Source organism: Corynebacterium urinipleomorphum, assembly GCF_900155535.1.
In the GTDB taxonomy this organism is placed as follows: Bacteria; Actinomycetota; Actinomycetes; order Mycobacteriales; family Mycobacteriaceae; genus Corynebacterium; species Corynebacterium urinipleomorphum.
Window position 1 is genome coordinate 25,148 of record NZ_LT706965.1, and the last position, 24,641, is coordinate 49,788.

General features: G+C 62.3%; 28 protein-coding genes, 3 tRNA genes and 1 pseudogene. 17 read left to right on the forward strand and 15 right to left on the reverse strand.

Features of this window, described 5'->3' with window-relative positions; translation table 11 throughout:
* Positions 1 to 4: 4 nt before the first annotated feature.
* Positions 5 to 1,990: an ATP-dependent DNA helicase gene (locus CZ338_RS07255; RefSeq protein ID WP_087117605.1), complete on the reverse strand. Its 1,986-nt coding sequence runs from the start codon at positions 1,988 to 1,990 to the stop codon at positions 5 to 7.
* A complete protein-coding gene (locus CZ338_RS07260; protein ID WP_087117606.1) occupies positions 1,987 to 3,333 on the reverse strand; it encodes a nicotinate phosphoribosyltransferase in 1,347 nt (448 codons plus the stop codon). Before CZ338_RS07260 ends, CZ338_RS07255 begins: the two co-directional genes overlap by 4 nt.
* 79 nt (positions 3,334 to 3,412) lie before the next feature.
* On the opposite strand from CZ338_RS07260, the gene clpS reads away from it, so the two are divergent.
* From clpS to CZ338_RS07310, 10 genes are all read left to right on the forward strand, one after another.
* Positions 3,413 to 3,739, forward strand: a complete 327-nt coding sequence (gene clpS / locus CZ338_RS07265) for an ATP-dependent Clp protease adapter ClpS (protein WP_235839496.1) — start codon at positions 3,413 to 3,415, stop codon at positions 3,737 to 3,739.
* Between the two features lie 86 nt (positions 3,740 to 3,825).
* Complete coding sequence (locus CZ338_RS07270; RefSeq protein WP_087117607.1) at positions 3,826 to 4,365, forward strand: DUF2017 domain-containing protein; 540 nt, start codon at positions 3,826 to 3,828, stop codon at positions 4,363 to 4,365.
* Positions 4,365 to 5,414 carry a P1 family peptidase gene (locus tag CZ338_RS07275; RefSeq protein ID WP_235839497.1) on the forward strand — a complete coding sequence of 350 codons (1,050 nt, stop codon included), beginning with the start codon at positions 4,365 to 4,367 and terminating at the stop codon, positions 5,412 to 5,414. Before CZ338_RS07270 ends, CZ338_RS07275 begins: the two co-directional genes overlap by 1 nt.
* Before the next feature lie 13 nt (positions 5,415 to 5,427).
* Positions 5,428 to 6,183: a rhomboid family intramembrane serine protease gene (locus CZ338_RS07280; protein ID WP_087117608.1), complete on the forward strand. Its 756-nt coding sequence runs from the start codon at positions 5,428 to 5,430 to the stop codon at positions 6,181 to 6,183.
* Between the two features lie 151 nt (positions 6,184 to 6,334).
* Positions 6,335 to 6,847: a MarR family winged helix-turn-helix transcriptional regulator gene (locus tag CZ338_RS07285; RefSeq protein WP_235839498.1), complete on the forward strand. Its 513-nt coding sequence runs from the start codon at positions 6,335 to 6,337 to the stop codon at positions 6,845 to 6,847.
* A gap of 37 nt (positions 6,848 to 6,884) precedes the next feature.
* Complete coding sequence (gene murI / locus CZ338_RS07290) at positions 6,885 to 7,715, forward strand: glutamate racemase (RefSeq protein ID WP_204211903.1); 831 nt, start codon at positions 6,885 to 6,887, stop codon at positions 7,713 to 7,715.
* Between the two features lie 85 nt (positions 7,716 to 7,800).
* On the forward strand, positions 7,801 to 8,574 hold the full coding sequence (locus CZ338_RS07295) for an MBL fold metallo-hydrolase (protein WP_087117610.1): 774 nt from the start codon (positions 7,801 to 7,803) through the stop codon (positions 8,572 to 8,574).
* A 56-nt stretch (positions 8,575 to 8,630) separates the two neighbouring features.
* The gene (gene rph, locus CZ338_RS07300; protein WP_087117611.1) at positions 8,631 to 9,395 is read left to right on the forward strand and encodes a ribonuclease PH; all 765 of its coding nucleotides are present in this window, start codon (positions 8,631 to 8,633) and stop codon (positions 9,393 to 9,395) included.
* Positions 9,389 to 10,009, forward strand: a complete 621-nt coding sequence (gene rdgB / locus CZ338_RS07305; RefSeq protein WP_087117612.1) for an RdgB/HAM1 family non-canonical purine NTP pyrophosphatase — start codon at positions 9,389 to 9,391, stop codon at positions 10,007 to 10,009. Before rph ends, rdgB begins: the two co-directional genes overlap by 7 nt.
* A 53-nt stretch (positions 10,010 to 10,062) precedes the next feature.
* Entirely contained in the window at positions 10,063 to 10,425 is a 363-nt protein-coding gene (locus CZ338_RS07310; RefSeq protein WP_087117613.1) for a hypothetical protein, read from the forward strand.
* Positions 10,426 to 10,526: 101 nt separating this feature from the next.
* Here the strand turns inward: CZ338_RS07310 and CZ338_RS07315 are convergent, their stop codons facing one another.
* From CZ338_RS07315 to bcp, 4 genes are all read right to left on the reverse strand, one after another.
* Positions 10,527 to 10,919 (reverse strand): DUF3817 domain-containing protein, encoded by a 393-nt coding sequence (locus tag CZ338_RS07315; protein ID WP_087117614.1) that lies wholly within the window; start codon positions 10,917 to 10,919, stop codon positions 10,527 to 10,529.
* A 6-nt stretch (positions 10,920 to 10,925) separates the two neighbouring features.
* Positions 10,926 to 11,411 (reverse strand): hypothetical protein, encoded by a 486-nt coding sequence (locus CZ338_RS07320; protein WP_235839499.1) that lies wholly within the window; start codon positions 11,409 to 11,411, stop codon positions 10,926 to 10,928.
* Between the two features lie 82 nt (positions 11,412 to 11,493).
* Positions 11,494 to 11,578, reverse strand: a tRNA-Leu gene (locus CZ338_RS07325).
* Positions 11,579 to 11,675: 97 nt separating this feature from the next.
* Positions 11,676 to 12,149 carry a thioredoxin-dependent thiol peroxidase gene (bcp, locus tag CZ338_RS07330; protein WP_087117616.1) on the reverse strand — a complete coding sequence of 158 codons (474 nt, stop codon included), beginning with the start codon at positions 12,147 to 12,149 and terminating at the stop codon, positions 11,676 to 11,678.
* A gap of 76 nt (positions 12,150 to 12,225) precedes the next feature.
* Between bcp and CZ338_RS07335 the strand changes: the two genes are divergently transcribed.
* The gene (locus tag CZ338_RS07335) at positions 12,226 to 12,501 is read left to right on the forward strand and encodes a DUF3618 domain-containing protein (RefSeq protein WP_087117617.1); all 276 of its coding nucleotides are present in this window, start codon (positions 12,226 to 12,228) and stop codon (positions 12,499 to 12,501) included.
* 45 nt (positions 12,502 to 12,546) lie between these two features.
* Here CZ338_RS07335 and CZ338_RS07340 read toward each other — a convergent pair whose 3' ends face one another.
* The 3 genes from CZ338_RS07340 to CZ338_RS07350 form a co-directional block, all read right to left on the reverse strand.
* A complete protein-coding gene (locus CZ338_RS07340) occupies positions 12,547 to 13,134 on the reverse strand; it encodes a nicotinamidase (RefSeq protein WP_087117618.1) in 588 nt (195 codons plus the stop codon).
* 21 nt (positions 13,135 to 13,155) lie between these two features.
* On the reverse strand, positions 13,156 to 13,749 hold the full coding sequence (locus CZ338_RS07345; protein WP_235839500.1) for an LOG family protein: 594 nt from the start codon (positions 13,747 to 13,749) through the stop codon (positions 13,156 to 13,158).
* 90 nt (positions 13,750 to 13,839) lie between these two features.
* Positions 13,840 to 13,912: transfer RNA gene (locus CZ338_RS07350), tRNA-Lys, on the reverse strand.
* Between the two features lie 280 nt (positions 13,913 to 14,192).
* On the opposite strand from CZ338_RS07350, the gene CZ338_RS07355 reads away from it, so the two are divergent.
* Entirely contained in the window at positions 14,193 to 15,380 is a 1,188-nt protein-coding gene (locus tag CZ338_RS07355; RefSeq protein ID WP_235839501.1) for a L,D-transpeptidase, read from the forward strand.
* Positions 15,381 to 15,458: 78 nt separating this feature from the next.
* Here the strand turns inward: CZ338_RS07355 and CZ338_RS07360 are convergent, their stop codons facing one another.
* Positions 15,459 to 16,055, reverse strand: coding sequence for a YdhK family protein (locus tag CZ338_RS07360; protein ID WP_087117619.1), 597 nt, complete (start codon positions 16,053 to 16,055; stop codon positions 15,459 to 15,461).
* Positions 16,056 to 16,711: 656 nt separating this feature from the next.
* On the opposite strand from CZ338_RS07360, the gene CZ338_RS07370 reads away from it, so the two are divergent.
* From CZ338_RS07370 to CZ338_RS07390, 5 genes and pseudogenes are all read left to right on the forward strand, one after another.
* Positions 16,712 to 18,673, forward strand: a complete 1,962-nt coding sequence (locus CZ338_RS07370; protein ID WP_087117621.1) for a heavy metal translocating P-type ATPase — start codon at positions 16,712 to 16,714, stop codon at positions 18,671 to 18,673.
* Positions 18,674 to 18,720: 47 nt separating this feature from the next.
* A complete protein-coding gene (locus CZ338_RS07375) occupies positions 18,721 to 19,032 on the forward strand; it encodes a metal-sensitive transcriptional regulator (protein ID WP_076599909.1) in 312 nt (103 codons plus the stop codon).
* 94 nt (positions 19,033 to 19,126) lie between these two features.
* Positions 19,127 to 19,537, forward strand: a pseudogene (locus CZ338_RS07380) (LLM class flavin-dependent oxidoreductase); the annotation flags it as partial.
* Positions 19,538 to 19,745: 208 nt separating this feature from the next.
* The gene (cmtR, locus tag CZ338_RS07385; protein ID WP_087118184.1) at positions 19,746 to 20,105 is read left to right on the forward strand and encodes a Cd(II)/Pb(II)-sensing metalloregulatory transcriptional regulator CmtR; all 360 of its coding nucleotides are present in this window, start codon (positions 19,746 to 19,748) and stop codon (positions 20,103 to 20,105) included.
* On the forward strand, positions 20,102 to 21,994 hold the full coding sequence (locus CZ338_RS07390; RefSeq protein ID WP_087117623.1) for a heavy metal translocating P-type ATPase: 1,893 nt from the start codon (positions 20,102 to 20,104) through the stop codon (positions 21,992 to 21,994). Before cmtR ends, CZ338_RS07390 begins: the two co-directional genes overlap by 4 nt.
* A gap of 162 nt (positions 21,995 to 22,156) precedes the next feature.
* Here CZ338_RS07390 and CZ338_RS07395 read toward each other — a convergent pair.
* From CZ338_RS07395 to CZ338_RS07415, 5 genes are all read right to left on the reverse strand, one after another.
* Positions 22,157 to 22,232: transfer RNA gene (locus tag CZ338_RS07395), tRNA-His, on the reverse strand.
* Between the two features lie 48 nt (positions 22,233 to 22,280).
* A complete protein-coding gene (gene orn / locus CZ338_RS07400; protein ID WP_087118185.1) occupies positions 22,281 to 22,913 on the reverse strand; it encodes an oligoribonuclease in 633 nt (210 codons plus the stop codon).
* A 10-nt stretch (positions 22,914 to 22,923) separates the two neighbouring features.
* Positions 22,924 to 23,724 carry a mycolate reductase gene (cmrA, locus tag CZ338_RS07405; protein WP_087117624.1) on the reverse strand — a complete coding sequence of 267 codons (801 nt, stop codon included), beginning with the start codon at positions 23,722 to 23,724 and terminating at the stop codon, positions 22,924 to 22,926.
* 20 nt (positions 23,725 to 23,744) lie between these two features.
* Positions 23,745 to 23,993, reverse strand: a complete 249-nt coding sequence (locus CZ338_RS07410) for a helix-turn-helix domain-containing protein (RefSeq protein WP_407919370.1) — start codon at positions 23,991 to 23,993, stop codon at positions 23,745 to 23,747.
* Positions 23,977 to 24,588 (reverse strand): hypothetical protein, encoded by a 612-nt coding sequence (locus CZ338_RS07415; protein ID WP_235839502.1) that lies wholly within the window; start codon positions 24,586 to 24,588, stop codon positions 23,977 to 23,979. Before CZ338_RS07415 ends, CZ338_RS07410 begins: the two co-directional genes overlap by 17 nt.
* Between the last annotated feature and the right edge of the window lie 53 nt (positions 24,589 to 24,641).

Consider the following 24,641-nt stretch of genomic DNA (forward strand, 5'->3'; position numbering starts at 1 on the left):
CGGTCTAGCTTGGCGCTGTGAGGCGGCGCAGCGCGCCGCGGACCACGTCTGGGTCGGTTGTCTCCCAGAAATCGGGGAGGGACGCGCGGAGAAATTGACCGTACCGCTTTGTGACGAGGCGGCTGTCCAGCACTGAGACCACACCGCGGTCTGAGGTGCTGCGCAGGAGGCGCCCCGTCCCTTGCGCGAGCAGGAGCGCGGCGTGAGTGGCGGAGACTTCCATGAACCCGGAGCGGCCGGCAGCGTCGGCCGCGTTGCTGCGCGCCTGCAACAACGGGTCGTCCGGACGGGGAAACGGGATGCGGTCGATGATCACTTGGGACAACGAGGTGCCCGGGACATCGACGCCCTGCCACAGGGTAAGAGTGCCGAAAAGGCAGGAATTCTCGTTGTTGGTGAACTCTTTGACAAGCGCACCGATGGAGTCATCGCCCTGCACGAGAATGTCGAATGGCAGACGTGCGCGGAGAGCTTCAGCAGCTTCGACAGCCGCGCGTTTCGACGAGAACAGCCCCAGTGTGCGCCCTCCGGAAGCTGTGATGAGCTCGGCCATCTCGTCGATGGTGGCTGGTTGCAGACCGTCGCGGCCGGGCGGCGGCAGGTGTTTGGCAATGTAGAGGATGCCGCTCGTGCGGGGATCGAACGGCGTGCCGGCGTCGAGGCTGTCCCACGACCCGTCCGGCAGACCCCAGTTGGCCGCCATGGCGCGGAAGTTTCCGCCGACTGCCAGCGTCGCTGATGCCAGCACCACGGTCTGTTCGCTGAACAGCCGCTCGCGCAGAAGTGCCGACACCGACAGCGGGGCGACAGCTACGGAATCCCCGTAACGCTCGGAGCGGGTCAGCCAGACCACGTCAAAGTGCTTCGCCGGGTCCTCTTCGTCGAAGACATCGAGGATGCGCACAAGAGAATCGTGTAGTTCCGTCAGGTGGTTCTTCAGGTTCTCCCGTTCGGCGAACGTCTCCGGGTCATTCGTCGACTCGCCCTCGGGAGATCGCGCAATGGCCTCGCGGGTGCGCCACAGGGCATCGCGTACCGCCGCGAACGATGCCCGGGCAGGATCGGAGATCGTTTCCCAGCGGCCGGGGGATTCGAGGTCGAGGACGGCAGAGAAGTCGTCGATAAGCTCCTCGAGCTTCTGTTGCTCAGTTGTGGCCTTGAGCTTCCCGGCGCGGCGCGCGGCGAGCGTGAGGGCGCGGGCGGAAAGCTCGTTCGTGGCTACGGAGGTGACGCGGCCGTCGAGTTCGTGCGCCTCGTCGATGATCACAACGTCGTGGTCGGGAAGAATGTTCGCGTCGGACATCGCGTCGATGGCCAGCAGTGCGTGGTTGGTGACCACGATGTCGACATCGTGCGTGCGATGCCGCGCGGCTTCCGCGAAGCACTCTTCGCCGTGCGGGCACCGCGTCGCGCCCAGACATTCGTTCGCGGTGACGGAGACCTGGCGCCATGCGGCGTCGGGCACACCGGGCTCGAGCTCATCCCGGTCGCCAGTGTCGGTTTCGTCCGCCCACTCGTGGACCCGTTTGATGTGGCGACCGAGCCATGACACGTCTTCGGTGTCCATGAGTGCGTCCGGTGCATCTTGCTCGACGGTGAGCTTGTTCAGGCACAGGTAATTTGAGCGGCCCTTTTGTATCGCGAACGTCGGAGTGCGCGGAAGCAACGGCTCGAGCGCTTCGACGAGGCGGGGCAGATCGCGGTCGACCAACTGGCGCTGCAGGGCAAGTGTCGCAGTGGACACAATCACCGTGGTGTCTGTCGCTTGGGCGTGACGGATTGCCGGGACGAGGTAGGCGAGCGATTTACCGGTGCCTGTGCCCGCTTGGACGGCGAGGTGGCGCTCCGAGTCGAGGGCGTCGGACACAGCCTCCGCCATTGCCACTTGTCCGGGCCGCTGAGAGCCGCCGAGCGATGTGACGGCTGCGCTGAGTAGCTCTTCCGTGGACAGCGACAGCGGGCGATCCTGCTCCTTCTCTGCGCCCGTCACTCTTCAGGGAAACCGACGAGACGGGTGCGTACGGCCGGTTCATCACGGGACAGGGACAGGCCCTCCCACGGCAAGGTCTCGCGCTGCTTGGCCAGGTGCTCGCGGGACGCTTCCAGATCATCGAGGCCGTCGACGATCTCGCCGTCGCGCATGAGCGGCACGACCAGTTGCCGGTAATCCAGCGATGTCGGGTTCTCCGGCGGATTGGACTGCGGGTAGACAATCTCGTCGACCGCAACTCCCGTGCCGCGGTAGGTGCGCACCGCGCCTTTCGCGCCGCCCTTCATCTGCTTGCCGGACGAGCGCTTCGCCACAGGCACCCCGTCGACCTCGACGAGTTTGTACACCATGCCCGCAGTGGGTGCGCCTGAACCAGTGACCACAGACGTACCGACGCCGTAGCCATCCACCGGGTCGCCACGTAGACCTGCGATGGCGAATTCGTCGAGGTCGCTGGAGACGATGATCTTGGTGTTGTACGCGCCGAGGCTGTCCAGTTGCGCGCGGACACGGCGCGACATGATGCCCAAGTCGCCTGAGTCGAGGCGGACCCCGCCGAGCTCGGGGCCGGCCACCTCGATTGCGTTGGCGACGCCTTGGGTGATGTCGTACGTATCGACGAGCAATGTCGTGTGCACCCCGAGCGAATCAATCTGCGCCTTGAAGGCAGCCTTCTCATTAGGGGTGCCGTCTGGGTTCGTGTGCAGCAGCGTCCAAGCGTGGGCCGCGGTGCCGGCCGCCGGGATACCGTAACGCAGGCTCGCCTCCATGTTGGAGGTGGAATTGAAGCCCGCAATGTAAGCCGCCCGGGCGGATGTCACTGCGGCCTGTTCGTTCGTGCGGCGCGATCCCATCTCCATGATCGGTCGGCCGTCCGCAGCGGTGACCATACGCGAGGCGGCTGTCGCCACAGCCGAATCGGAGTTGAGGATGGATAGGATCACCGTCTCCAGGATGCAGCACTCGGCGAACGTGCCGCGGACCGTCAGGATCGGGGAGTACGGGAAGTACAACTCGCCTTCCCGGTAGCCGTCGATCTGCCCGCTGAAGCGGTAATTGCGCAGGAAGTCCTTGGTCTTGTCGCTCAAAAAGTCCGCCGTGGCGATCTGTTCTTCTGTGAAGCGGAACTTGCGAACAGCTTCGATGAGGCGGCCGGTGCCCGCGACAACACCGTAGCGGCGCTCGTGTTGCAGCTTGCGCGCGAAGACCTCGAACACGCATTCCCGCGCGTACGTGCCGTCCTGCATGGACGCGTCAAGCATGGTCAGCTCGTACATGTCGGTCAGGAACGCGGTGGAGGATTGGTAATCGCTGGACTGGATGTCCGCCTCAGGCGTAGTCATGAGGGTAATCCTAGTCGGTGCGGGCTGACACATGTACGGCCGTCCGCCGAGCCGGGGCGAGTCTAGTAAAGTTGGGTTTATGACTGGTGTCACACGCGAGATTCGCATGGGCTCGCCCATGGCCACGCCTGAGCTCGACGAGGAAATTGATGTCGACGTCGATGTCGCAGAGAACCTCCCATGGATGTGCATCGTGTGGGATGACCCAGTGAACCTGCAGAGCTACGTCACCTACGTCTTCCAGACAGTGCTGGGGTATGGACGCAAGCGCGCCCAGGAGCTCATGATGCAGGTGCACACGGAAGGGAAGGCAGTCGTCTCCTCCGGCGAGAAAGACAAAGTCGAAGGTGATGTGAAGAAGCTGCATACTGCGGGTCTGTGGGCCACGATGCAGCAGGCGGGGTGACCCCGGCGGGCAGAACGAGCCTGAACAACGAGCCTGAACAAGGACGTTCGAGAACAAGCAGCTAATTCGAGGGGAGAGGCACAGAGATGCAGCCGTGGCGGCGGAAGAAGGGACTCATGCGGGCCACGCGGTACAGCGCCGTGTTCGACCCGATGGAGCGCGAGGTCATCGGTGATCTCACGGCCACTGTTTCAGAGGCGTTGATTCACAGGGCGCAGTCCGCCCCGAAGGATGAGTTAGCCGCCATGATGGACATGCCGTCGGGTCACACGGAGGCTCCGCAGGATCCGTCCCTTGCCCGTTTGCTGCCCGATTTCGAGCGTGAAGGCGATGAGGAGTTCGACGGCGACAATTCTCTTCTACGCAGCTTGCACGAAAACGACATCATCAAGGCGAAGTTGAGCAACCTGCAGGTGATCAATGAAGCGCTGGGCCCCACTGGTGGCGTGGCCGTCACCATCGAGGAAGAGGACGCGCACCGAGTCATCGCTGCGCTCAACGACATGCGCCTGTATGTGGCATCGTCCGACGTCCAAAGTGAATCGGCTGAGCAGGACCGCGACAATCTCGTGGAGTGGCTCGCGTTCTGTCAGGATTCTCTGTTGCAGGCGTTGATGGGGGAATAGTGGCGGCCACCTCGGAGAACAGGGTGGAAGCCGGATTCACTATCCCCGGTCTTTACGTCGGCCACGTCTCGCTGGGCGACACCGGAGTGACTGCGCTGGTGTCCACGGATCCGGCAGGCATGACGGGGGCTGTGGACGTGCGTGGTGGGGGTCCCGGAACGCGGGAGACGGATTTGCTCGATCCGCACAACACGGTCCAACGCGTCAATGCCGTGGTGCTATCCGGAGGCTCCGCTTTCGGTCTGGCGGCAGCTGACGGCGCTATGCGTGAGCTCGAATCCCGCGGGCTTGGCTTCGCAGTCTTCGGTGAGGATGTCCCCGGCCCGCGTGTGCCAATCGTGCCTGCGGCAGTCATATTCGACCTCATTATCGGGGACCCGAGCCACCGGCCGACAGCTTCAGACGGCGCTGCGGCAGTGCGGGCAGCCCTTGCCACTCAGGATGAGGGGGAACCGGTAGATTCCTTTCACCCGCAGCAGACGGCGGGCAGCGTCGGAGCTGGTTGCGGTGCTACAGCCGGGGTACTGCGCGGGGGAGTGGGAAGTGCACACATCACTGTCGCAGGCATGGATGATCAGGAGTACACGCTTGCAGCACTAGTGGTTGCTAACCCGTTGGGCAGTGTGATTGATCCGGAAACTGGGCGGTTCTTCGGGGATCCCTCCCGCCCACCGGTCGACCTCGATCAGTTCACCGCGCTCGAACGGCCGAAACCTAAGCTGAACACGACGATCGGGGTGATTGCCACCGACTGCCCGCTGCCGCAGGCGCAGTTGAAACGGTTGGCAATGACAGGCCATGACGGTATTGCCCGGGCTGTCCGACCCTCGCACTCGCCGCTCGACGGCGACACACTTTTCGCTGTCTCCACCGCTGGCGTGTCGGACTACTCCGCCTACAGCCCAGCGGATGCGGATCCGGAACTGTACTACGCCTTGTGTGACGCATCGGCCAATTGTGTCGAGCGCGCCATCGTGGAGGCGGTCGCTCATGCGACGGCAGGTTATGACGTCGCGGCATGGAGCGACATCGTTGTAGCCGGGCATTAAGCTGAACCGCACCATGAGCTATAACCCGTACCCTTCAGCGCAGAACGCTTGGAATCAACAGCCGGACCCCTTTACCCAGCCCGGCCGATCAGGCGTACCTATCCCGCAACCGGGCATGCAGCCGGCACCGCAACCGATCCGTCGCCGGTCACAGGCGAAGCTTGGCCTCACCTACGCCATCGGATACATCGTGGTCATCTGGGCCGTGCACCTCGTCAACGTCATAGTTTTCGGCGGGGCTCTGGTCAATTTCGGCATTCACCCGTTGGAACCGGCTTCCCTGCCGTTCATTTTCACCTCGCCGATCCTCCATGTGGATTTCGAGCACCTCATCTCCAATACCATGCCGGGCGCGATCTTCGCGTTTTTGATCGGTTATTCAGGGCACCGTGTGTTTTGGGAAGTCACAGCCTTCGTGGTGGTTGTCGGAGGCTTGGGTACTTGGCTGTTGGGCGGTCCCGGCACGAACCACATCGGCGCGTCCATGCTGGTGTACGGGTGGCTGGCGTACTTGCTCATCCGCGGCATTTTCAACCGGTCCGCGTCACAGATCGCGCTGGGTCTGCTGCTCGGCCTGATGTACTCCGGACTGCTGTGGGGCGTTCTGCCTTTGGACGAAAGTGTCAGTTGGCAGGCCCACCTGTTTGGAGCCATCGGTGGTGTAGCCGCCGGTGTGCTGATCTCTTCCGATGACCCGCCGGCGTTGCGCGCACGCAAGCAAGCGAAGAAGACGCAGGGCGCCATCGTGCAAGGCGGCCGACGCGGATAAACCCTTTTCAGTGAAGGCCGCTTTTTGGATTTGCTCAACCGTTTCTCAGGGTTTCGGGTCGGCTTCCCGTATAAAGGAAGCAGGCGCAGGCCGTTGAGCTGGGAACCGCGTTCGGCAAGAATTTTCCGAAGCTGAGATTAAGATGAATTCCATGGAAAACACGGATTCCCTCAGCGACTTCGAGGCCGATACGTGGGCCCGAATGTGGGCATGCCACATGCAGCTGCCCTGCGTTTTGGATGCGCAGTTGAAGCGGGATTCGGGCGTGTCCTATTTCGAATTCCAAGTAATGCTGAAGATCGGCGAGAGCCCCACTGCTTCGCGCCGGATGACGGATTTGTCCGAAGCGACCGCGATGTCGTTGTCCCACCTTTCCCGGGTGGTAACGCGGTTGGAGAAGAAGGGGTTTGTCGCGCGCATTCCTGACCCGAACGACGGTCGGTCGACGTTTGCGGCGCTCACGCCTTCCGGACAGCGGGCACTGGCATCGGGAATGTCCGGCTACCTCACTGAGTTGCGCCGGATCTTCTTTGACAATGTGGACGAGAGCGAGCTTGAGACAGTCGCTTCGGTGTTGGCGCGCATGAATTCGGCTCTTTCCGGGGCGGAGGCCTCGGGTTCGGCGGCGCAGGGCTCAGCTGTCTCCACGTCAGGCGCAGCCTAGACAGGGGTGTTGCATAGCCGCGGTAGAATCCCACACCGTGGTTGGAGTGGTTGAGGTTGAAAACAGTAGCGCGTACAACAACGCGCCCATCGGCATCTTTGATTCGGGCTTCGGCGGGCTGACCGTGGCGCGCGCTGTGATGGACCAGCTGGGAGGGGAGTCCATCCTCTACATCGGGGACGGCGCGAATGGCCCGTACGGACCGAAGCCGATCGCCCAGGTTCGAGAGCACGCAACGGCAATTGCGGATGAGCTTGTGGAACGCGGCTGCAAAATGATTGTGATTGCGTGCAACACTGCGTCGGCTGCGTTCCTCCATGACGCACGGGAGCGCTACAGCGTTCCGGTGATCGAGGTGATTCAACCGGCGGTGCGTCGCGCTATCGCAACGACGAGGAACGGCAAGGTCGGTGTAATCGGAACTCAGGCGACGATCCGGTCGCATGCGTACCAGGACTTGTTCTCCATCGCCTCCGGCATCGAGGTGACCGCAGCCGCTTGCCCGGCGTTCGTTGAGTTCGTGGAGCGGGGAGTCACCTCGGGCCGCCAGATTCTCGGGGTGGCGCAGGGGTATTTAGAGCCGTTGCAGTCGGCGGGTGTGGATACTTTGGTGCTCGGTTGTACCCATTACCCGCTGTTGTCTGGCGTGATCCAGCTGGCGATCGGGGACGATGTCACGCTTGTCTCCTCCGCGGAGGAGACGGCGAAGGACGTGTTGCGTGTGCTCACTGAACAGGACATGTTCAGTGACCCGGACCAGGCGCCGACGCGGACATTCGAGTCAACGGGTGACCCAGAGACTTTCAACCGTCTCGCTGAGCGCTTCCTCGGGCCGCAGGTGTCAGCCGTCGCACACGACGCAAGGTAAGTGGGCCGCGGTACGCGGTTCAGCCGACGACAAAAATCCTCACTTTCGTTTAGAAATTCTGTCCTGTTCGTGGCACAGTAATGCCATGAAATTGACAGTTCTCGGCTGCACGGGGTCGTTGTCGGCCCCGGGCAATCCCGGCTCGTCGTATCTGGTCAATCCGGACGAGGGACAGCCTGGCATTCTGATGGATTTCGGGCCTGGGGCGCTTGCCGCGTTGCAGGAGGTCGCCGATCCGTCTGATGCGCACCTGGTGTTCAGCCACTTGCACGCCGATCACTGTTCCGACACGGCCTCGTTGATTGTGTGGCGCCGCTTCCACCCGACGGCCCCGGCGTCGCGCCGCCATATTCTCGCTGGCCCTAGCTTCGCTCCAGAGCACCTGGGCCGCTTGGGGGCGAACGGCCCGGACGATATCGACGATATTTCGGACACATTCGATGTCCGCGCGTGGAGCGGACAGTCGCTGTCGATCGATTCGGTGACGGTGACGCCGTTCCCCGTCGTTCACCCCGCAGCCGAATCGCACGCGCTGCGCATCGAGCACCGCGATTCGGGCAAGGTCATCACTTTCTCCGGCGATTCCGCGTACACGCCCACGCTTATTGACGCAGCACGGAACGCCGACCTCTTCCTCTGCGAGGCCGCCTGGGGGCCTGAGACGGATGAGAGCACTCCGCCCGGCATGCACATGTCGGGCCGTGAAGCTGGCCGTATTGCGCGCAAAGCGGGTGTGAAGAAACTGGTGCTCGTCCATATTCAGCCGTGGACTGACAAGGAAGCCACCCGCCGCGCCGCGGCAGAGGAATTCGACGGCGAGATCCTCGTGGGCAACGCTAAGGACGTTTACGAAGTGTAGGTGGACAGTGCTAGGTGCCACGCCGGTGGTCCTGGCTGGTCTGTAGGCTCGGTCCCATGACTGACGCACTAGAAACAAATACTGCTCCTGATGCCGAGTCGTTCGTTCGCGCCGACGGCCGCGCGCTCGACGAGATGCGCCCCGTCCGCATCACCCGCGGATTCACTTCGAACCCGGCGGGCAGCGTCCTCGTGGAATTCGGCAACACGCGCGTTATGTGCACTGCCAGCGCCGAGGAAGGTGTCCCGCGCTTCAAGAAGGATTCCGGCGAGGGGTGGCTCACCGCGGAGTACGCGATGCTCCCGTCGGCAACACACGAGCGCATGCCTCGCGAGTCGATGAAGGGGAAGGTGAAAGGCCGCACGCACGAGATCTCCCGTCTGGTGGGCCGCTCTCTCCGAGCCGCTGTGGATCTCTCGCAGTTGGGCGAGAACACGATTCAGCTCGACTGCGACGTGCTGCAGGCGGACGGCGGCACCCGCACAGCCTCCATCACCGGTGCGTATGTCGCGCTCGCGGATGCCATCGCCCACCTGAAGGAGCGCGAGCTCGTGCCAGGGGAGCCGCTGCTTCCGCCGGTCGCGGCGGTCTCCGTCGGCATTGTCGACGGCCGCGTCTGCCTCGACCTGCCCTACGAGGAAGATTCCCGCGCCGAAGTGGACCTGAACGTCGTCATGACGGAGTCCGGAAACTTCGTCGAGGTGCAGGGCACCGGCGAGCACGGCCTCTTCGGGCGCGACCAGCTGAACGCTATGCTCGACTCGGCGGAGAAGGGCTGCGCCGAACTCATCGCGGCCCAGAAAGCGGCGCTGGGATGGTGACACCGGTGAAAGTCCTCGTCGCTTCCGGCAACGCGAAGAAGCTCGTGGAGCTGGAGACGGTGCTGCGAGAACTGGGGGTCGAAGGCGTCGAACTCGTCTCCCTCAAAGACATTCCCGCCTACCCCGAGCCTGTGGAAAACGGTCTGACATTCGCCGAGAACGCGCTGATCAAAGCGCGCGAAGGCGCACAGCAGTCCGGTTTGGCCTGTGTGGCGGACGACTCGGGGCTTGCTGTCGATGCACTGAACGGCATGCCCGGGATTCTCTCTGCGCGCTGGTGCGGCCGCCACGGCGACGATAGTGCTAACAACGAGCTTCTTCTCGCCCAAGCCAGCGATATCGACGACGCTCACCGCGGTGCCGCTTTCGTCTCCTGTTGTGCTTTGGTCACTCCGGACGGCCAAGAATTCACGGCGGAAGGCCGTTGGGAAGGCTCCCTGCTCCGTGAGCCTCACGGGGAAGGCGGCTTCGGGTACGACCCGATTTTCGCGCCCGCGGACGCACCGGGGAAGTCCGCAGCCCAACTCACGCCGGAAGAGAAGAATGCCCGGTCCCACCGCGGGAAAGCGCTCCGGGAGCTGGCTCCCCGAATCGCCGAGCTGGTGAACGGGTAGGGTCGAGAGGGCGAAAGGCAACGTCGAAAAGCTTGTGTAAAAGGAGCGTAATTATGAAGAAGCAACTTGTTCTCGCTGGTGCCGCGGTCATGTCCGCGGGCCTGCTTACTGCGTGCGGCAACTCCCTGGACGGCACATGGGAGGGCACCGGCCAGGACGCGAGCACCGGTGCGGCTGCCGGCAACGTGAAGCTGGAGATCGACGGTGGCGACTGCACCTGGTCCGTCACCGACCCGGCAACCGGCGAGACGAAGACCGCCCGCTGTGAGGAGAGCGGCAACAGCATCAAGCTGGCAGATGTTGATACCGGCCGCGACCTGAAGTACGACATGGAACAGACTGAGGAATCCCTCACTCTGACTCCCGACGGCGGCGACGCGAAGGACATCCTCGTCCTCACCCGCGCGTCGAAGTAATTCCGCGTACGTGTTCAAGCGGCCGCACAGCAAGATTTTCGCTGTGCGGCCGCTTTTCTCGTGGCGTGTGCGAGGCTATCGTTGCCCGCAATCCTGTCGAGTTAGAGCGCGAATTCCTCAGTGACTTCTTTACGGCGCCAAGCTTCGACAAAGAAAGACAGGAACGGCACCACGCCGGCGAGAGCGGTGATAATCCACTGTTGCGTGGACCAGCGTGCCTTCATGCCCAAGTTCAGCGTGGCTAGCAGGAACAGGGCGTACATCCAGCCGTGGAGGATGGCCACCCAACCCAGCGCGCTGACATCCATGTGGAAGCCGTATTCCATGATCATGCGGACGCAGAGCAAGAGCAGCATGACACCGGTGATCCACGCTGCGACAGAGAACAACCGGAGGGCAGTGCGGACGCGACGCTGGCGCTCAGGGTGGATGCGCGGGGCCGCGCCACCAGTGCGGGCGGAATTCTGCGCGGGCTGTCCGGTCGGGTCAGTCATGGTGGATCACCTATCTTTCTCGTCTGAAATCTGGGCGGACGCTGTCTCAGTGCTCTCCACGTCCGCACCACTTGCGCGGCGCGGTGCGAACCGCGCGTTGTATTCGTCGATGCCCATGGTGGGGCGGCTGGGCAGAAAGTCTTCGTCGATCTCCGTCATCGCGCCGGGGTCGCCGAATGCTGCTTTGTCCGCCTCGTAAAGAGCTTGCATGGTGTCGCCGGAGTTCTCGGCGTCGATCTTCTCGTTCTCCATCCGCATGCCGGCGCGGTAGATGAACACCACGAACGCGCCGAAGAACGGCCACTGCATCGCGTACCCCAGGTTTTGGAGCGAGCCTGTGCCGGACTGGAACCTCTGCCACTGCCAGCGGGCGAGAAGTAGGGTCACTACGACGGCGGCGACGAGCAAGATAACGTGCCAGGCGCGGACGCGGACGTGCTCCCGCTTGGGGGGTTCCTGTCCGTTACCGGGGTCTGCCGCATGGTTGCTCACGCTGGGCATTCTATCAAGTGGCGCGTACCCGCCAAAAGTTTGAGGCGGTCCCTCCAATAGATGGAACCGCCTCGGTGAAAAATGGTGCGCCCGGTGAGACTTGAACTCACACGCCTTACGGCACTGGAACCTAAATCCAGCGCGTCTGCCAATTCCGCCACGGGCGCGCAAAGCGGTTCATAGTGTACCGCGTGCGCTCGTGTCGGGGAAACAGCGCCCCGTAGCGCTCTCTGTGTGCGGGCGCGAAGGTGGGCACAGGGAGGTCTAGAGGTCCAAGTCGCGCAGCAAACGGCCTACGTGGCCGGTCGCCTTGACGTTGTACTGGGCGGATTCGATTGTGCCGTCGGCGCCGACGAGGAAGGTGGAGCGGATGACGCCCTGGACGATCCTTCCGTAGTTCTTCTTCTCGCCGAAAGCGCCGTATGCGGTCATGACATTCTTGGATTCGTCGCTGAGCAGCTCGATGGTGAGGTCGTGGTCGGCCCGGAATTTCGCCAGTTTTTCCGGGGAGTCGGGGCTGATTCCCACGACGGCGACGGAAGCGTCCTCGAATTCGGAGAGGTTCTCGCTGAAGTCGCAGGCCTCTGTGGTGCACCCCGGGGTGTTGGCTTTGGGGTAGAAGTACACGATGACGCGCTTGCCAGCGTAGTCCGCGAGTGAGACGGTGTCACCTTTGTCGTTGGGGAGGGAGAATTCGGGAGCTTTGTCGCCTTCGGTCAAACGTGTTGCTTCAGTCATGCCCGCCACTGTAGCGACATCAAGTACTGTGGGAGCGAGACAAAAGCTTTATCCAAGTTCGATCTGGGAGACGAAAGTGGCACGAGACATTAACGACATTCAGCGCGACATTGAGCGCACCCGCGGCAACCTCGCCGCCACCATTGACGAGCTGGCGGACCGTACCCGCCCGGAGAACCTGGCGAACGACGCGAAGAAGCAGGTCTCCGCGAAGCTGCAGGATGAGTCCGTGCAGAAGGTGCTCGCAGGCATCGGAGTCGCTGTCGCGGCGCTGGTAGCCATCAGCTTCGCTAACAAGCGCAAGAAGAAGAAGGATCTGAAGGAGCTGCAGCGTCTGCTGTCGCAGCGTTAAGCACCAGGTTTCGCGCGCTGCTCCCTAGCTTGGGAGCAGCGTTTTTCATGCGATTTCCGCGCCAGCATCACGCATTTCATCGAGGGCAGCTGCGCCCCGGGCGTCGTCGACAGGCGAGCACTTGTCTGCGAGCACGCGCACGCCGAAGCCTTCCTTCAGCCCGTCGAGCACGGTGGCGCGCACGCAGTGGTCGGTGGCGATGCCCACGACATCGAGGTTCTCGATGCCGCGTGTACGCAGCCATTCCGCGAGCAAAGCTTTTCCGCTTATCGACGCCCCCTCGAACCCGCTATACGCCGCCTCATACTCCCCTTTGCGGAAGTACTCGTCAAAGGGGACGTTCGCGATCGGGCTGCGCAGCGCCGCCCCCTCCGAGTCCGCGACGCAATGCACGGGCCACGTGTCCACGAAGTCGGGATTCTCCGCGAAGTGCGCGCCGGGGTCGATGTGCCAGTCCTGGGTGGCGACGATGTGGGAGTACTCGCCGCTGCGGTCGCTCTGTGTCGAGATGAGGTCGGCAATCTTCGTCGCCACTTCGTCACCGCGCTCGGTCCCCAACGCTCCGCCGGGGCAGAAATCGTTCTGCACGTCGACGACGATAAGTGCCCGTGATCCTGTGTTCTGCGTAGTCATGATGCCAGCGTACAGCGCCAGCTACCCCCAACGCGGCGGCTGAGGTTCCCAAGCAGACAGCCCCTCTAGGAGCTCGTCGGGGTCATCGGCGACGATGAGGCTGTCCCGATCTGCTTGGCGAACGAAGCCGGCGGCGACCATGTGGTCGATCATAGCCGTGAGCGGCTGCCAGAAATCTGCGTCGAGTAACCCGATCGGTTTGGTGTGGAGGCCGAGTTGTTGGTTGGTCCATTCGTCGAAAAGCTCGTCGAGCGTACCCGCGCCCCCGGGGAGCGCGACGAACGCGCCGCACCTCTGGCTCATCATGCGTTTGCGTTCGGCCAGCGTGTCCACGAGCACCAGTTCTGTGAGCCCCGTATGGGCGATCTCGTGCTGTGCAAGGTGCCTGGGCATGATCCCGATAGTCTCCCCGCCGCCATCGATCGCGCCTTGAGCGACGGCCCCCATCATGCCCAGGCGGCCGCCGCCGTAAACGAGCGCGATGCTGTTACGTGCCAATGCCGTTCCGAAGCCGTACGCGGCAGTGGTCATCGCCTCGTCCACCCCCTCGCGCGCGCCGGCGAACACGGTGATTGCGGTAATTGAGGGGCTGGGGGAGGGGGACTCGGTTCTCACAGTCCCCAATGTAGCTGCCGCTGCGAGCCCCAGGCGGGCATCGAAAAAACCAGGCCGCACAATCTCTAGACTGTGGAGCCTGGTCTGCTGTGCGCCATCAGGGAATCGAACCCCGAACCCACTGATTAAGAGTCAGTTGCTCTGCCAATTGAGCTAATGGCGCTTGTTGTCTGTGCCGTGAAGGCAACGAGAAGAAAATATAGCAGCTTGTTTCAAACGAGAGAAATCGCCTGGTCAGGGGGATGGTTCAGGTATGGGTATAACATCATGAAATAAGTTCTGCAGCGGACGCGTTGCAGGGGCAGATGGGGTGCCGGAGAGTGCTCCCCGGGTCGTGGGCGTGTAACTGGAATCAGTCTCGGTACGACCTATAGAGTGAGTGAACATTGCGTTGGGGATGAGAAGTCTCTTCATTGGCGGATTCGAGGGTTGCGTGGTTGCTGATGGCTGAAAATTCTGTGTGGGGTCTGCGTCGGTTCGTTGCCGTTGGTGCTGCTCTGATGTTGCTAGGCGGTTCTTTGACGGCGTGCACGATCGACCGTTCGGGAACTGCGGCTGAGTCCTCGGATGCCGCTGAGGCGGAGCACCATGACCCTGCGGTCATTTCTGTTGAAGACGGAGCTGCGGATGTGGAGCCGGGAGATCCGGTGACGGTGACTTCCCCCGATGGTCTTGAATCCGTCACCATGAAGAATGAGGAAGGCCGCGAGGTCGAGGCTGAGTTCAACGCTGACAAGACGGAATGGACTACCTCTGAACCGCTGGGCTACGGCCGCGAGTACACCGTAGAGGCCACCACGGTGCACGGGGAGACTTCGCAATCGGTTTTCACTACTGTTGTCCCAGATAGCCAGATTTCCGCTTATATCGGTCCGCTGGACGGCTCCGAGGTCGGTGTCGCTCACGCTGTGAACTTCTACTTCGATGTGGCGCCCGCGGACCGTCAGGCAATGCAGGATGCAATCACGGTGGAGACTTCGAACAACACCGAGGGTGCTTTCTACTGGCTGGAGCCCAATCACTTGGTCTGGCGTCCGAAGGACTACTGGGTGCCCGGAACTCACGTGACGGTCACGGCCGATATCTACGGTAAGAGCTTCGGCGACGGCATGTACGGCGCGGAGGACTCCACGTCCAGTTTCACCATCGGCGACCTGGTCAAAACGGTGGTGGACGACAACACGAAGACGCTCACGGTGTACCACGGTGACGAAGTGGTGAAGTCCTTCCCGGTGTCGCTGGGGCGTGACGGCGAATTCGCTACCCCGAACGGACTCTACGTTGTTGGGGACAGGAACGAGTCCATGACCATGGACTCCACGACCTACGGGTTGGCGCTGGAGAACGGCGGTTACCGCACTCCTGTCAACTACGCCACCCAGATGTCATGGTCGGGCATCTACGTTCACTCTGCCCCGTGGGCTGTGGGAGCTCTCGGCAGTTACAACCAGTCTCATGGTTGTGTGAATGCCGCGCCCGGTGACGCGCAGTGGTTCATGGAGTACGTCAAGCAGGGCGACCCGGTCGAGGTGGTCAACACCAGCGGCGGCACTCTCGACGGTTTGGACGGCCTTGGGTACTGGAACCTGGATTGGGAGACATTGAAGGCCGGTAACGCCGACGAAGGCTAGGCGGACCGAGACCAACGCGAACACCCTGTGCTGATCCTCGCGGAGAGAAACTGCACAGGGTGCTTTTATTTCAGCGCCTTAGTTGCGGGGTTGGATTTCGCTTTCCACTACCCATTTGTGATTGGTCATTTCCATGCCGTCCATCTCGAAATCGACCATGTAGACGGTTTCGTCGGTGGAGCTATCAATGGTGGCTTCTGCCCCTTTCATTCCGGGCATGTGATCGGCGTTCAAAATAACTTGATTGCCTGCTTCAAGCGGTGCTTCGCCGTGATCTGCGAGTTCTTCGTGGACAACCCATTTATGGTTCGTCACCGCCTCACCGCCATCGGTGGGCGTGTAGCTCACCGAATATGTGGTCGTATCAAATGCGCCAGAAATTTTGGCTTCAGCGCCATCCATGCCGGGCATATGGTCAGCGTTGAGGATCACAGAGTCGCCGACGGCATATGTGGGATCGGTGGCTTCCTGGATTCCCGCCGGTGCTGGGCCGCCATCCGAGTCATGATCGTGGGCCTGTGTATCGGGACTGGAGGTATCGGTGCGCACCTGGTCTTGGGTGGGCGCGGATTCTGGGGCAGTCTCGTCGTCACCGGGTTCGGCACAGCTGGTCAGGGCCAAAGCACCCACTGCTGCGACGAGAGTAAGTCGAGTTATCTGGGTCAGCTTGTTCATCAGTACTCCTGTCGTGCAACGCATTACTGGACGGTTCAATCCGTTGAGATATACCCTATAGGGGTATAGGCTAGAAGAGCAAGCGAGCTGAAAGGAGGGCCCGTCTCACCGCTTCCTGGGGCGAGCGATGTCCAGGTCAGTGACTGATCGGACTGATTGGCCGTCACCGGTGAAAAGCGGGTTGATGATGCTGGCGTGCTCGCCGCGGTCGATGTGGCGGGTTATTGAGCATCAAGTGACTAGTTTGAAACCATCACCCAGCCCAACGACCTGATGAGCCCGAAAGCTCTCGCCAGGCGCTACGCGCTCGATGGGTATCTCCCGGTTCTCCGGGTATGGAAACAATTCATGATCACCTCCGCGGAAAGGAATCCAGCATGGTTGAACACGACCGCCACGACCACCATCACCCCACACACCACACTGCGCATCAACAGGCGCGCGCTACTGAAACCGCCGTCCATCAGGGGGATCATCAATCAAGCCAAGATCGCGGCATGGGTCACGACGGGAATGAGCATCACGAACACGCCCTAGGCGGGCACGGCCAGGAAGGCCGGCACCATTCCGGCCACGAGATGCACGGAGGCCATGCCGGACATGGCCACGGGGGCCACGGGGATCATGTCGGACAATTCCGGCGGTTATTTTGGATCATGTTGGTGCTGGGTATTCCAGTGGTCACGTTCGATCCGATGTTCGCGGACCTTTTGAGCTATCAGTTACCTGACGCGGCGTGGGTGTGGTGGGTGTCGCCGATCCTGGGCACGATCATTTATTTCTGGGGCGGCCAGCCATTCCTGGCTGGGGCAGTCTCCGAGATTCGGTCCCGGCAACCGGGCATGATGCTGCTTATTGGGTTAGCTATCACAGTGGCCTTTGTTGCCTCCTGGGGGGCGACCCTGGGCATTCTGGATCACGAGCTGAACTTCTGGTGGGAACTGGCCCTACTGGTGGTCATTATGTTGTTAGGCCACTGGATTGAAATGCGCTCCCTGGCCCAAACCTCCTCCGCCTTAGACTCCCTGGCCGCCTTGCTTCCGGATGAAGCCGAGAAGGTCGACGGCGATGATGTCGTCACCGTCACGCCGGCGGAGCTGGTCGTTGGGGATGTCGTCATTGTCCGGCCAGGGGCTGCGGTCCCAGCCGATGGGCAGATCATCGAGGGTAATGCGTCTATGGATGAATCCATGGTCACCGGGGAATCCACAACCGTTCGACGCGGGCTGAACGAGCACGTCGTGGCCGGCACTGTCGCCACAGATTCCGGGCTGCGGGTCAAAGTCACCGCCACTGGAGATGACACCGCACTGGCGGGTATCCAGAAACTGGTCGCCGATGCCCAAGCCTCCTCCTCCAAAGCCCAACGCATCGCCGATACCGCCGCCGGCTGGTTGTTCTGGTTCGCCTTCGGGGCTGCGGTAATTACCGCGCTGGCGTGGTCCATGCTGGGCATGCCCGACGCCGCCGTAGTACGCACCATCACGGTGCTCGTCATTGCGTGCCCTCACGCTTTGGGCCTGGCCATTCCGTTGGTGGTATCGATTGCCACTGAGCGTGCAGCTCGTGGCGGGGTGCTGATCAAAGATCGCTTGGCGCTGGAATCGATGCGCACCGTGGATTCAGTGCTGTTCGATAAAACCGGCACGCTGACCAAAGGTGAACCCACCGTCACCGGGATCCACTCCGTCGGTGATCGGACCAAAGATGAGGTGTTAGCGTTGGCTGCTGCTGCTGAAGCCGATAGCGAACACCCCTTAGCGCAGGCCATTGTCGGCGCTGCCCGCGCTCGGAAACTCGATGTGCCAGGCGCCACTGATTTTTCATCTTCCCCAGCTGTAGGCGTCAAAGCGACGGTCAATGACGCGGTCATTGAAGTCGGGGGTCCCTACCTGTTAGACCATCACTCCCAAGATGAGTTAGGCATTGCTGAGCAGTGGCGCAAAGAAGGCGCAATCATTCTTCACGTGCTGGCCGATGGCCAGGTTATCGGCGCGCTGCGACTAGCTGATGAAATCCGACCAGAATCCCGTGACACCGTGGATGCCCTGCATGCCCGCGGGGTCCAGGTCGTGATGATCACCGGCGATGCCCAAGCCGTGGCCGAGACCGTGGCCAAAGAGCTGGGTATTGACCGGGTCTTTGCTGGGGTCCGACCCGAAGATAAGGCCGCCAAGGTCGCTGAACTCCAGGCCGAGGGCCGTAAAGTGGCCATGGTCGGTGATGGGGTCAACGACGCCCCAGCTTTGGCTCAGGCCGATGTGGGCATCGCTATTGGTGCCGGCACCGATGTGGCCATCAGCTCGGCCGGGGTCATCCTGGCCTCCTCGGATCCCCGCTCAGTCTTGTCCGTGTTTGAGCTCTCCGAGGCCACCTACCGGAAAATGAAGCAGAACCTGTGGTGGGCTGCCGGCTACAATATTGCGGCTGTCCCCTTGGCCGCTGGAGTGCTGGCTCCGATCGGGTTCGTATTACCGATGAGCGTGGGTGCAATCCTGATGTCGGTCTCCACCGTGGTAGTAGCCCTCAACGCCCAGCTGCTGCGCCGCCTGGATCTAACCCCAGCTGCCAGTGCTGCCAGGTCCCTTGGCCGTACGCCCGAAACCGTGGACGCCTAACATGAGACACTGCTGTGACAACTCTGGTGTACGAAGAAAGCAGGCCCATGACTAAAACCCCGCATGCTGATTCCGCTGACCACGGCTATATCAGTGACAAAGACCGCTACCTGGCCCGATTGAAACGGATTGAAGGCCAGGCCCGCGGGATTCATCGCATGATCGATGAAGAGAAATATTGCATCGATATCCTCACCCAGATCAGCTCCATCACCTCAGCCCTGAATAACGTCGCGCTGAGCCTGCTCGATGACCATATGCGCCACTGCGTTGTTCGTGCTGCCCAAACCGACGGGCCAGCAGCCGAAGAAAAACTTGTCGAAGCTGCCGACGCCATCGCCCGCCTCGTCCGCTCCTAAAGCCCGGGACTCTTCAACCCGCCGCCGCCCGTGGCAAGCCTGAAGCGAGGCAATATCTTGGTTGTTGATATGTCATCAAAAGGAGTGTTATTTAATGAAAGCGTTTGGATTCCTAAGCTTCGGGCACTACGCCTTCGGTGGCCAGCGGGGGCCGTCTGCGGAAGAGATTGCCAAGATTCACCTGGAGATCGCCCTGGCTGCGGATAAGGTCGGCGTGAATAACGCGTCCTTCCGTGTCCACCACTTCGTGCCGCAGGCATCCGCCCCGATGTCGCTGCTTGGTGCTGTCGCAGCCACCACCAAGCACATCGAGGTGGGCACCGGAGTTATTGACATGCGCTATGAGAACCCGCTCTACCTCGCCGAAGAGGCCGCGTCGCTATTCCAGCTCTCCGGTGGCCGCGTGGCCTTGGGCGTTTCGCGCGGCGCCCCCGAGGTGGCTGACCGCGGCTGGGAGGCCTTCAGCTGCAAGGGCGAAGCACCCAACGGTGCGGACGTGGCACGAGACCACACCGGCATGGGCGTGGACGTCAACGTTAAGACCTTGGGCAACTTCGCCACCCACGTCGCCCCCGCGTTGGGCTGGCGGCCGAACCGCGAAGGTCCGGTCACCGGCTATCCTATCGAGCAATTCCTGCAGGTCGCGGTTATTGCGCGTTCATTGTAGTTCAGTGTATCTTGAACAATTCAGCATGTGCTGTATAGTGCAGTACATGCTGACTATTGCTTCGCGCCTCGACGTCATGAACCGGCTCGGCCGGGCCATGGCGGATCCGACGCGCTCCAGAATCCTGATGACCCTACTTGACGGCCCGAGCTACCCGGCCGTGCTTTCGCGCGACCTGGACCTGACCCGCTCGAACGTCTCGAACCACCTGACCTGCCTGCGCGACTGCGGGATCGTCGTCGCCGAGCCGGAGGGCCGGAAGACTCGCTACGAAATCGCCGATCCGCACCTCGCGGCAGCGCTCGACGCGCTGGTGAACGCGACGTTGGCTGTCGACGAAAACGCCCCGTGCATCGACCCTGAGTGCTCGGTGCCCGGCTGCGGCGGGAAAGGAGCGGAGGCATGAGCTCGGCGTGTGGTTGCGAACACGAACCCGCCGCGGAGATCGAAGAGCGCGATCGGCCTTGGTGGAAGGACCCCGAGTTGCTACTGCCGATCTTCTCCGGCGTTGCCCTCTGCATAGGCCTGGTGCTGGACTGGTCCGACTTGGAGACACCCGCGACGGTACTGTTTTGGGTCGGCCTGCTGTTGGGCGCATACACGTTCGCGCCTGGAGCGATCCGGAACCTTGTCACGAAGCGAAAGCTCGGCATTGGCCTGCTGATGACGATCAGCGCGGTCGGCGCGGTGATCCTCGGCTTCGTCGGAGAGGCCGCGGCGCTAGCGTTCCTGTACTCGATCGCTGAGGCACTGGAGGACAAGGCATTGGACCGGGCCCAAGGCGGGCTGCGGGCGCTGTTGAAGTTGGTGCCGCAGACCGCGACGGTGCTGCGCGACGGCACGGCGGTCGAGGTCGCAGCGAAGGACCTCGTGGTTAGCGAGCTGATGCTCGTGCGCCCCGGGGAGCGGATCGCCACGGACGGCATCATTCGTTCCGGACGCTCCAGCCTTGACACCTCAGCGATCACTGGAGAATCCATTCCGGAGGAGGTCGCGCCCGGCGACGAGGTGCCCGCGGGAGCGATCAACTCCGCCGGTGTGCTGGAGGTCGAGACGACCGCAGCTGGAACGGACAACTCACTGACCACACTCGTGGACCTAGTCGAGCAGGCGCAGGCGGAAAAGGGCGACCGCGCCCGGATCGCCGACCGGATTGCCCAGCCCCTAGTGCCCGGGGTGATGATCCTGGCGGTGCTGGTCGGCGTGATCGGCTCGCTGCTCGGCGACCCTGAGACGTGGATCACCCGTGCGCTGGTGGTCCTGGTCGCAGCGTCACCGTGCGCGCTGGCAATCTCCGTGCCGCTGACGGTCGTGGCCGCGATCGGCGCGGCCAGCCAGTTTGGCGTGGTCATCAAGTCCGGCGCGGCATTCGAGCGGCTCGGCGGCATCCGTCACCTGGCGGTGGACAAGACTGGAACCCTCACCCGCAACCAGCCTGAGGTTACCGGCGTGGTCCCGGCAGACGGATTCGATCGGGCGGAGGTGCTTGCCTTCGCGGCGGCAGTTGAACAGCATTCGACGCATCCCCTCGCCGCGGCGATCGCGGCAGCGGGGCCCGAAGCGCCCGCCGCCTTGGACATCAGCGAGGAAGCCGGGCACGGCATCAGCGGCACCGTCGAAGGCCGACGGGTGCTGGTGGGCAGCCCCCGGTGGATCGACGCCGGGCCACTAAAGGCAGACGTTGAGCGCATGGAGTCCGAGGGCCAGACCTGCGTACTGGTCACTGTCGATGACGCTCTCGCCGGGGCGATCGGGGTCCGCGACGAGTTGCGGCCCGAGGTGCCCGAAGCCGTGCAGACCCTGCACGCCAACGACGTGAAAGTGAGCATGCTCACCGGCGACAACACTCGCACCGCCCGGGCGCTGGCTGAAATCGCCGGGATCGACGACGTGCGCGCCGAGCTGCGCCCAGAGGACAAGGCAAGCATCGTCGCCGAACTCTCCTCCAAGACGCCGACGGCGATGATCGGCGACGGCATCAACGACGCTCCGGCACTGGCGGGCGCAACGGTGGGCATCGCGATGGGAGCGACCGGCTCTGACGCCGCGATCGAGTCCGCTGACGTCGCCTTCACCGGCCACGACCTCCGGCTGATCCCGCAGGCGCTGCAGCACGCCCGCCGAGGCAGCAGGATCATCAACCAAAACATCGTGCTGTCTCTGGCCATCATCATTGTGTTGATGCCGCTGGCGATCAGCGGCGTGCTGGGCCTTGCCGCCGTCGTGTTGGTTCACGAGGTTGCCGAAGTCGTCGTGATCTTGAACGGCCTGCGGGCTGCGCAAGCGAAGCGCTGAGGCTGTGATCGGCACGTGTTGTGACGGGTTGAACAACACGCCGAGCCGGATACAGTTTTTCGTTTAATACCCAAAACCGGCGCCCTGGAAAACAAATCCAAGACGCCGGTTTTGTCCACCATGTCGCGACTCATCTGTCAACAATGTCGCGACTGATGAATTTGGGGTGGCTGACGGGGCTCGAACCCGCGACACCCAGGATCACAACCTGGTGCTCTACCAGCTGAACTACAGCCACCATCGCTGCCGGAGCAGCGGTCTTTTACATTAGTTCACCGACGCGTTTTTACAAAAACTGCTGGTAAGCCTCGGTCGCTGCTTTGGTGCTCCTGTTAGCTTCGGAAGACGACGGGCCCGGTGCGGGCACGAACACGGCGCGGCGGTAGTAGTCGAGTTCACGAATGGATTCGACGATGTCAGCCAGAGCACGGTGCGCCATGCCCTTCTCCGGCTGGTTGTAGTAGGCCTTGGGGAACCAGCGTCGCGTGAGTTCCTTGACGGTGGAGACGTCGATCATCCGGTAATGCAAGGCGGCGTCCAGCCGCGGCATTTGGGCGCGGATGAATGTGCGGTCTGTTGCGATGGAATTACCGGCAAGGGGAGGGCGGTGCTCTCCGCAGTGCTTCTCCACCAGTGCTAAGACTGCGTCCTCGGCCTCTTCGACGGTGACGGTGGAGGATTTGATCTGCTCGGTCAACCCGGAGGAACCGTGCATGTCTGTGACGAAATCGTCCATTTCCGCCAGCTCTTCGTCGGTGGCGTGAACGACTAAGTCGATGCCGCCGTCGAGAATGTTCAGATCAGCATCGGTGACCAGGGCGGCGACTTCCACGATCACGTGGCGGTCGGGGTCCAGGCCCGTCATCTCTAAATCGACCCATACGATGCGGTCGTCTTTCGCGGCCAGTGCTTCACTCATGGGGCCCACGCTAGCCCATTTTGGCGTAGAACCAGCCCATCACCGGAGCGAGCGCACCGCGCGGTGCGTAGGAGGATACGAAGTCCATGGCCTTGGACAGTGGGCCGGGCGTGATGCGTCGGCGGTTCTTCTTCATTGCGTCGATAGTTTCGCGTGAGCAGGACTCGTAGGTGGTCCAGAGGAAGTCGGGCACGACCTTGTCCACGATGGATTGCTCCTCTTCGGGGATGACGGCAGCGCGCACGGGGCCGGGGGCGAGGAGCGTGCAGTGCACACCGGTCTTCTTCAGCTCGTAGTGCAGCGCTTCGGTGAACGCGTTGACGCCGGCCTTGGTGAGCACGTAGGTGGCGTTGTTAGGGATCGGGACGTTGCCGGCAGCGGAACCGACATTGCACAAAGCGCCCTGGCCACGCGGGACCATTTGGTCGAGCACTGCCTTAGTGATGCGGAAAACGGCAGTGGCGTTCAGGTTGAACTGGTTCGTCTCATACGTCCAGTCTTGGTCCATGAACGGCCCGAAGGAGGCGATGCCAGCGGAATTCACGCAAATGGAAACTTCTTTTTCGCTGATGAGTGAAAGCAGCTTATCGACGTCCCCCTCGACCGACAGATCATGCGCCGCCACGATGACCTCGATGCCGTGTTTGCGCTCGAGCTCCTCTGCCAGTGCGGCCAGGACGTCTTCGCGCCGGGCGACAATGATGAGGTTGTGACCTTCGGCGGCGAAATCGCGCGCCATGGCCTCGCCAATGCCTTGGCTCGCTCCGGTGATCAGGGCGTAGGAATTCCGTGTCGGGGAAGGGAAACTCATGTCTGCGAGCCTACAGGGGCTTATTCATTGCTTTCGGGGTGCTCGACGGAGAAGATGTCGCCTGGTTGGCAGCCGAGCGCCTTGCAGATCGCGGCGAGGGTGCTGAACCGGACTGCTTTCGCCCGGTTGTTCTTCAACACCGACAGGTTGACGGGGGTGATGCCCACCTGCTCGGCGAGCGCCGCACCGGTGATTCCGCGTGCGGCCATGAGTTCATCGAGGTGGCAGACCACCTGGGGTTCAGTGTGGGGGTTAGACAAGGCCGTCAACGTCCTCTTCGAGCTTGGCGCCGCGGCGCAGGATCGTGGCCAACGCGCCGAAGACAACAGCCAGAATCAGTGCCGGTGCCAGATCGGAGAGGGGCGTCGTAGTGCCCGGGTCCTGCCACCAGTCGATGCCCAGTTGCGCCGACGCGTAGTTATTGGCCATGCCCTCCAAACCGAGGCGGGCGAACCCGTAGACGAAGATGCTCGTCATGCCTGCGACGAAGCGGCGGGAATTTCGCTCGGTGAACACCTGACCGTTAGCCATGTCGCCCAACGCCCGGGTGACAAAGAAGACTGTGGCAAGCAGAGCGATGAATTTCAGTGTGAGTGCGACGATGAAGTAGCTTTGCGGGCCGGAGTCCAAGTCTGAGAGGTGCAGACCGCCCTCGATGGCGGGGGAGAGGCGCGATGAGATGGTGCCGTTGACAATCAGGTCGCCGATTTCGGGGAGGATCCAGATGATGGCGATGGCGGGGCTCAAAACGTCCGCCCATGTGAATTCGGTGCGGTCCTTCTGTTTTGCTGCACCTTGCTCGGGCCCGGGTCCGGTTTTAGGTCGGTGTGCGGGAATATCGGCGGGGTCGGTCTGTGCGTTCACGGCTGATCCTTTCTATGGGGTCTTATCGATATTCGATGTTGTCGTGATTCGAT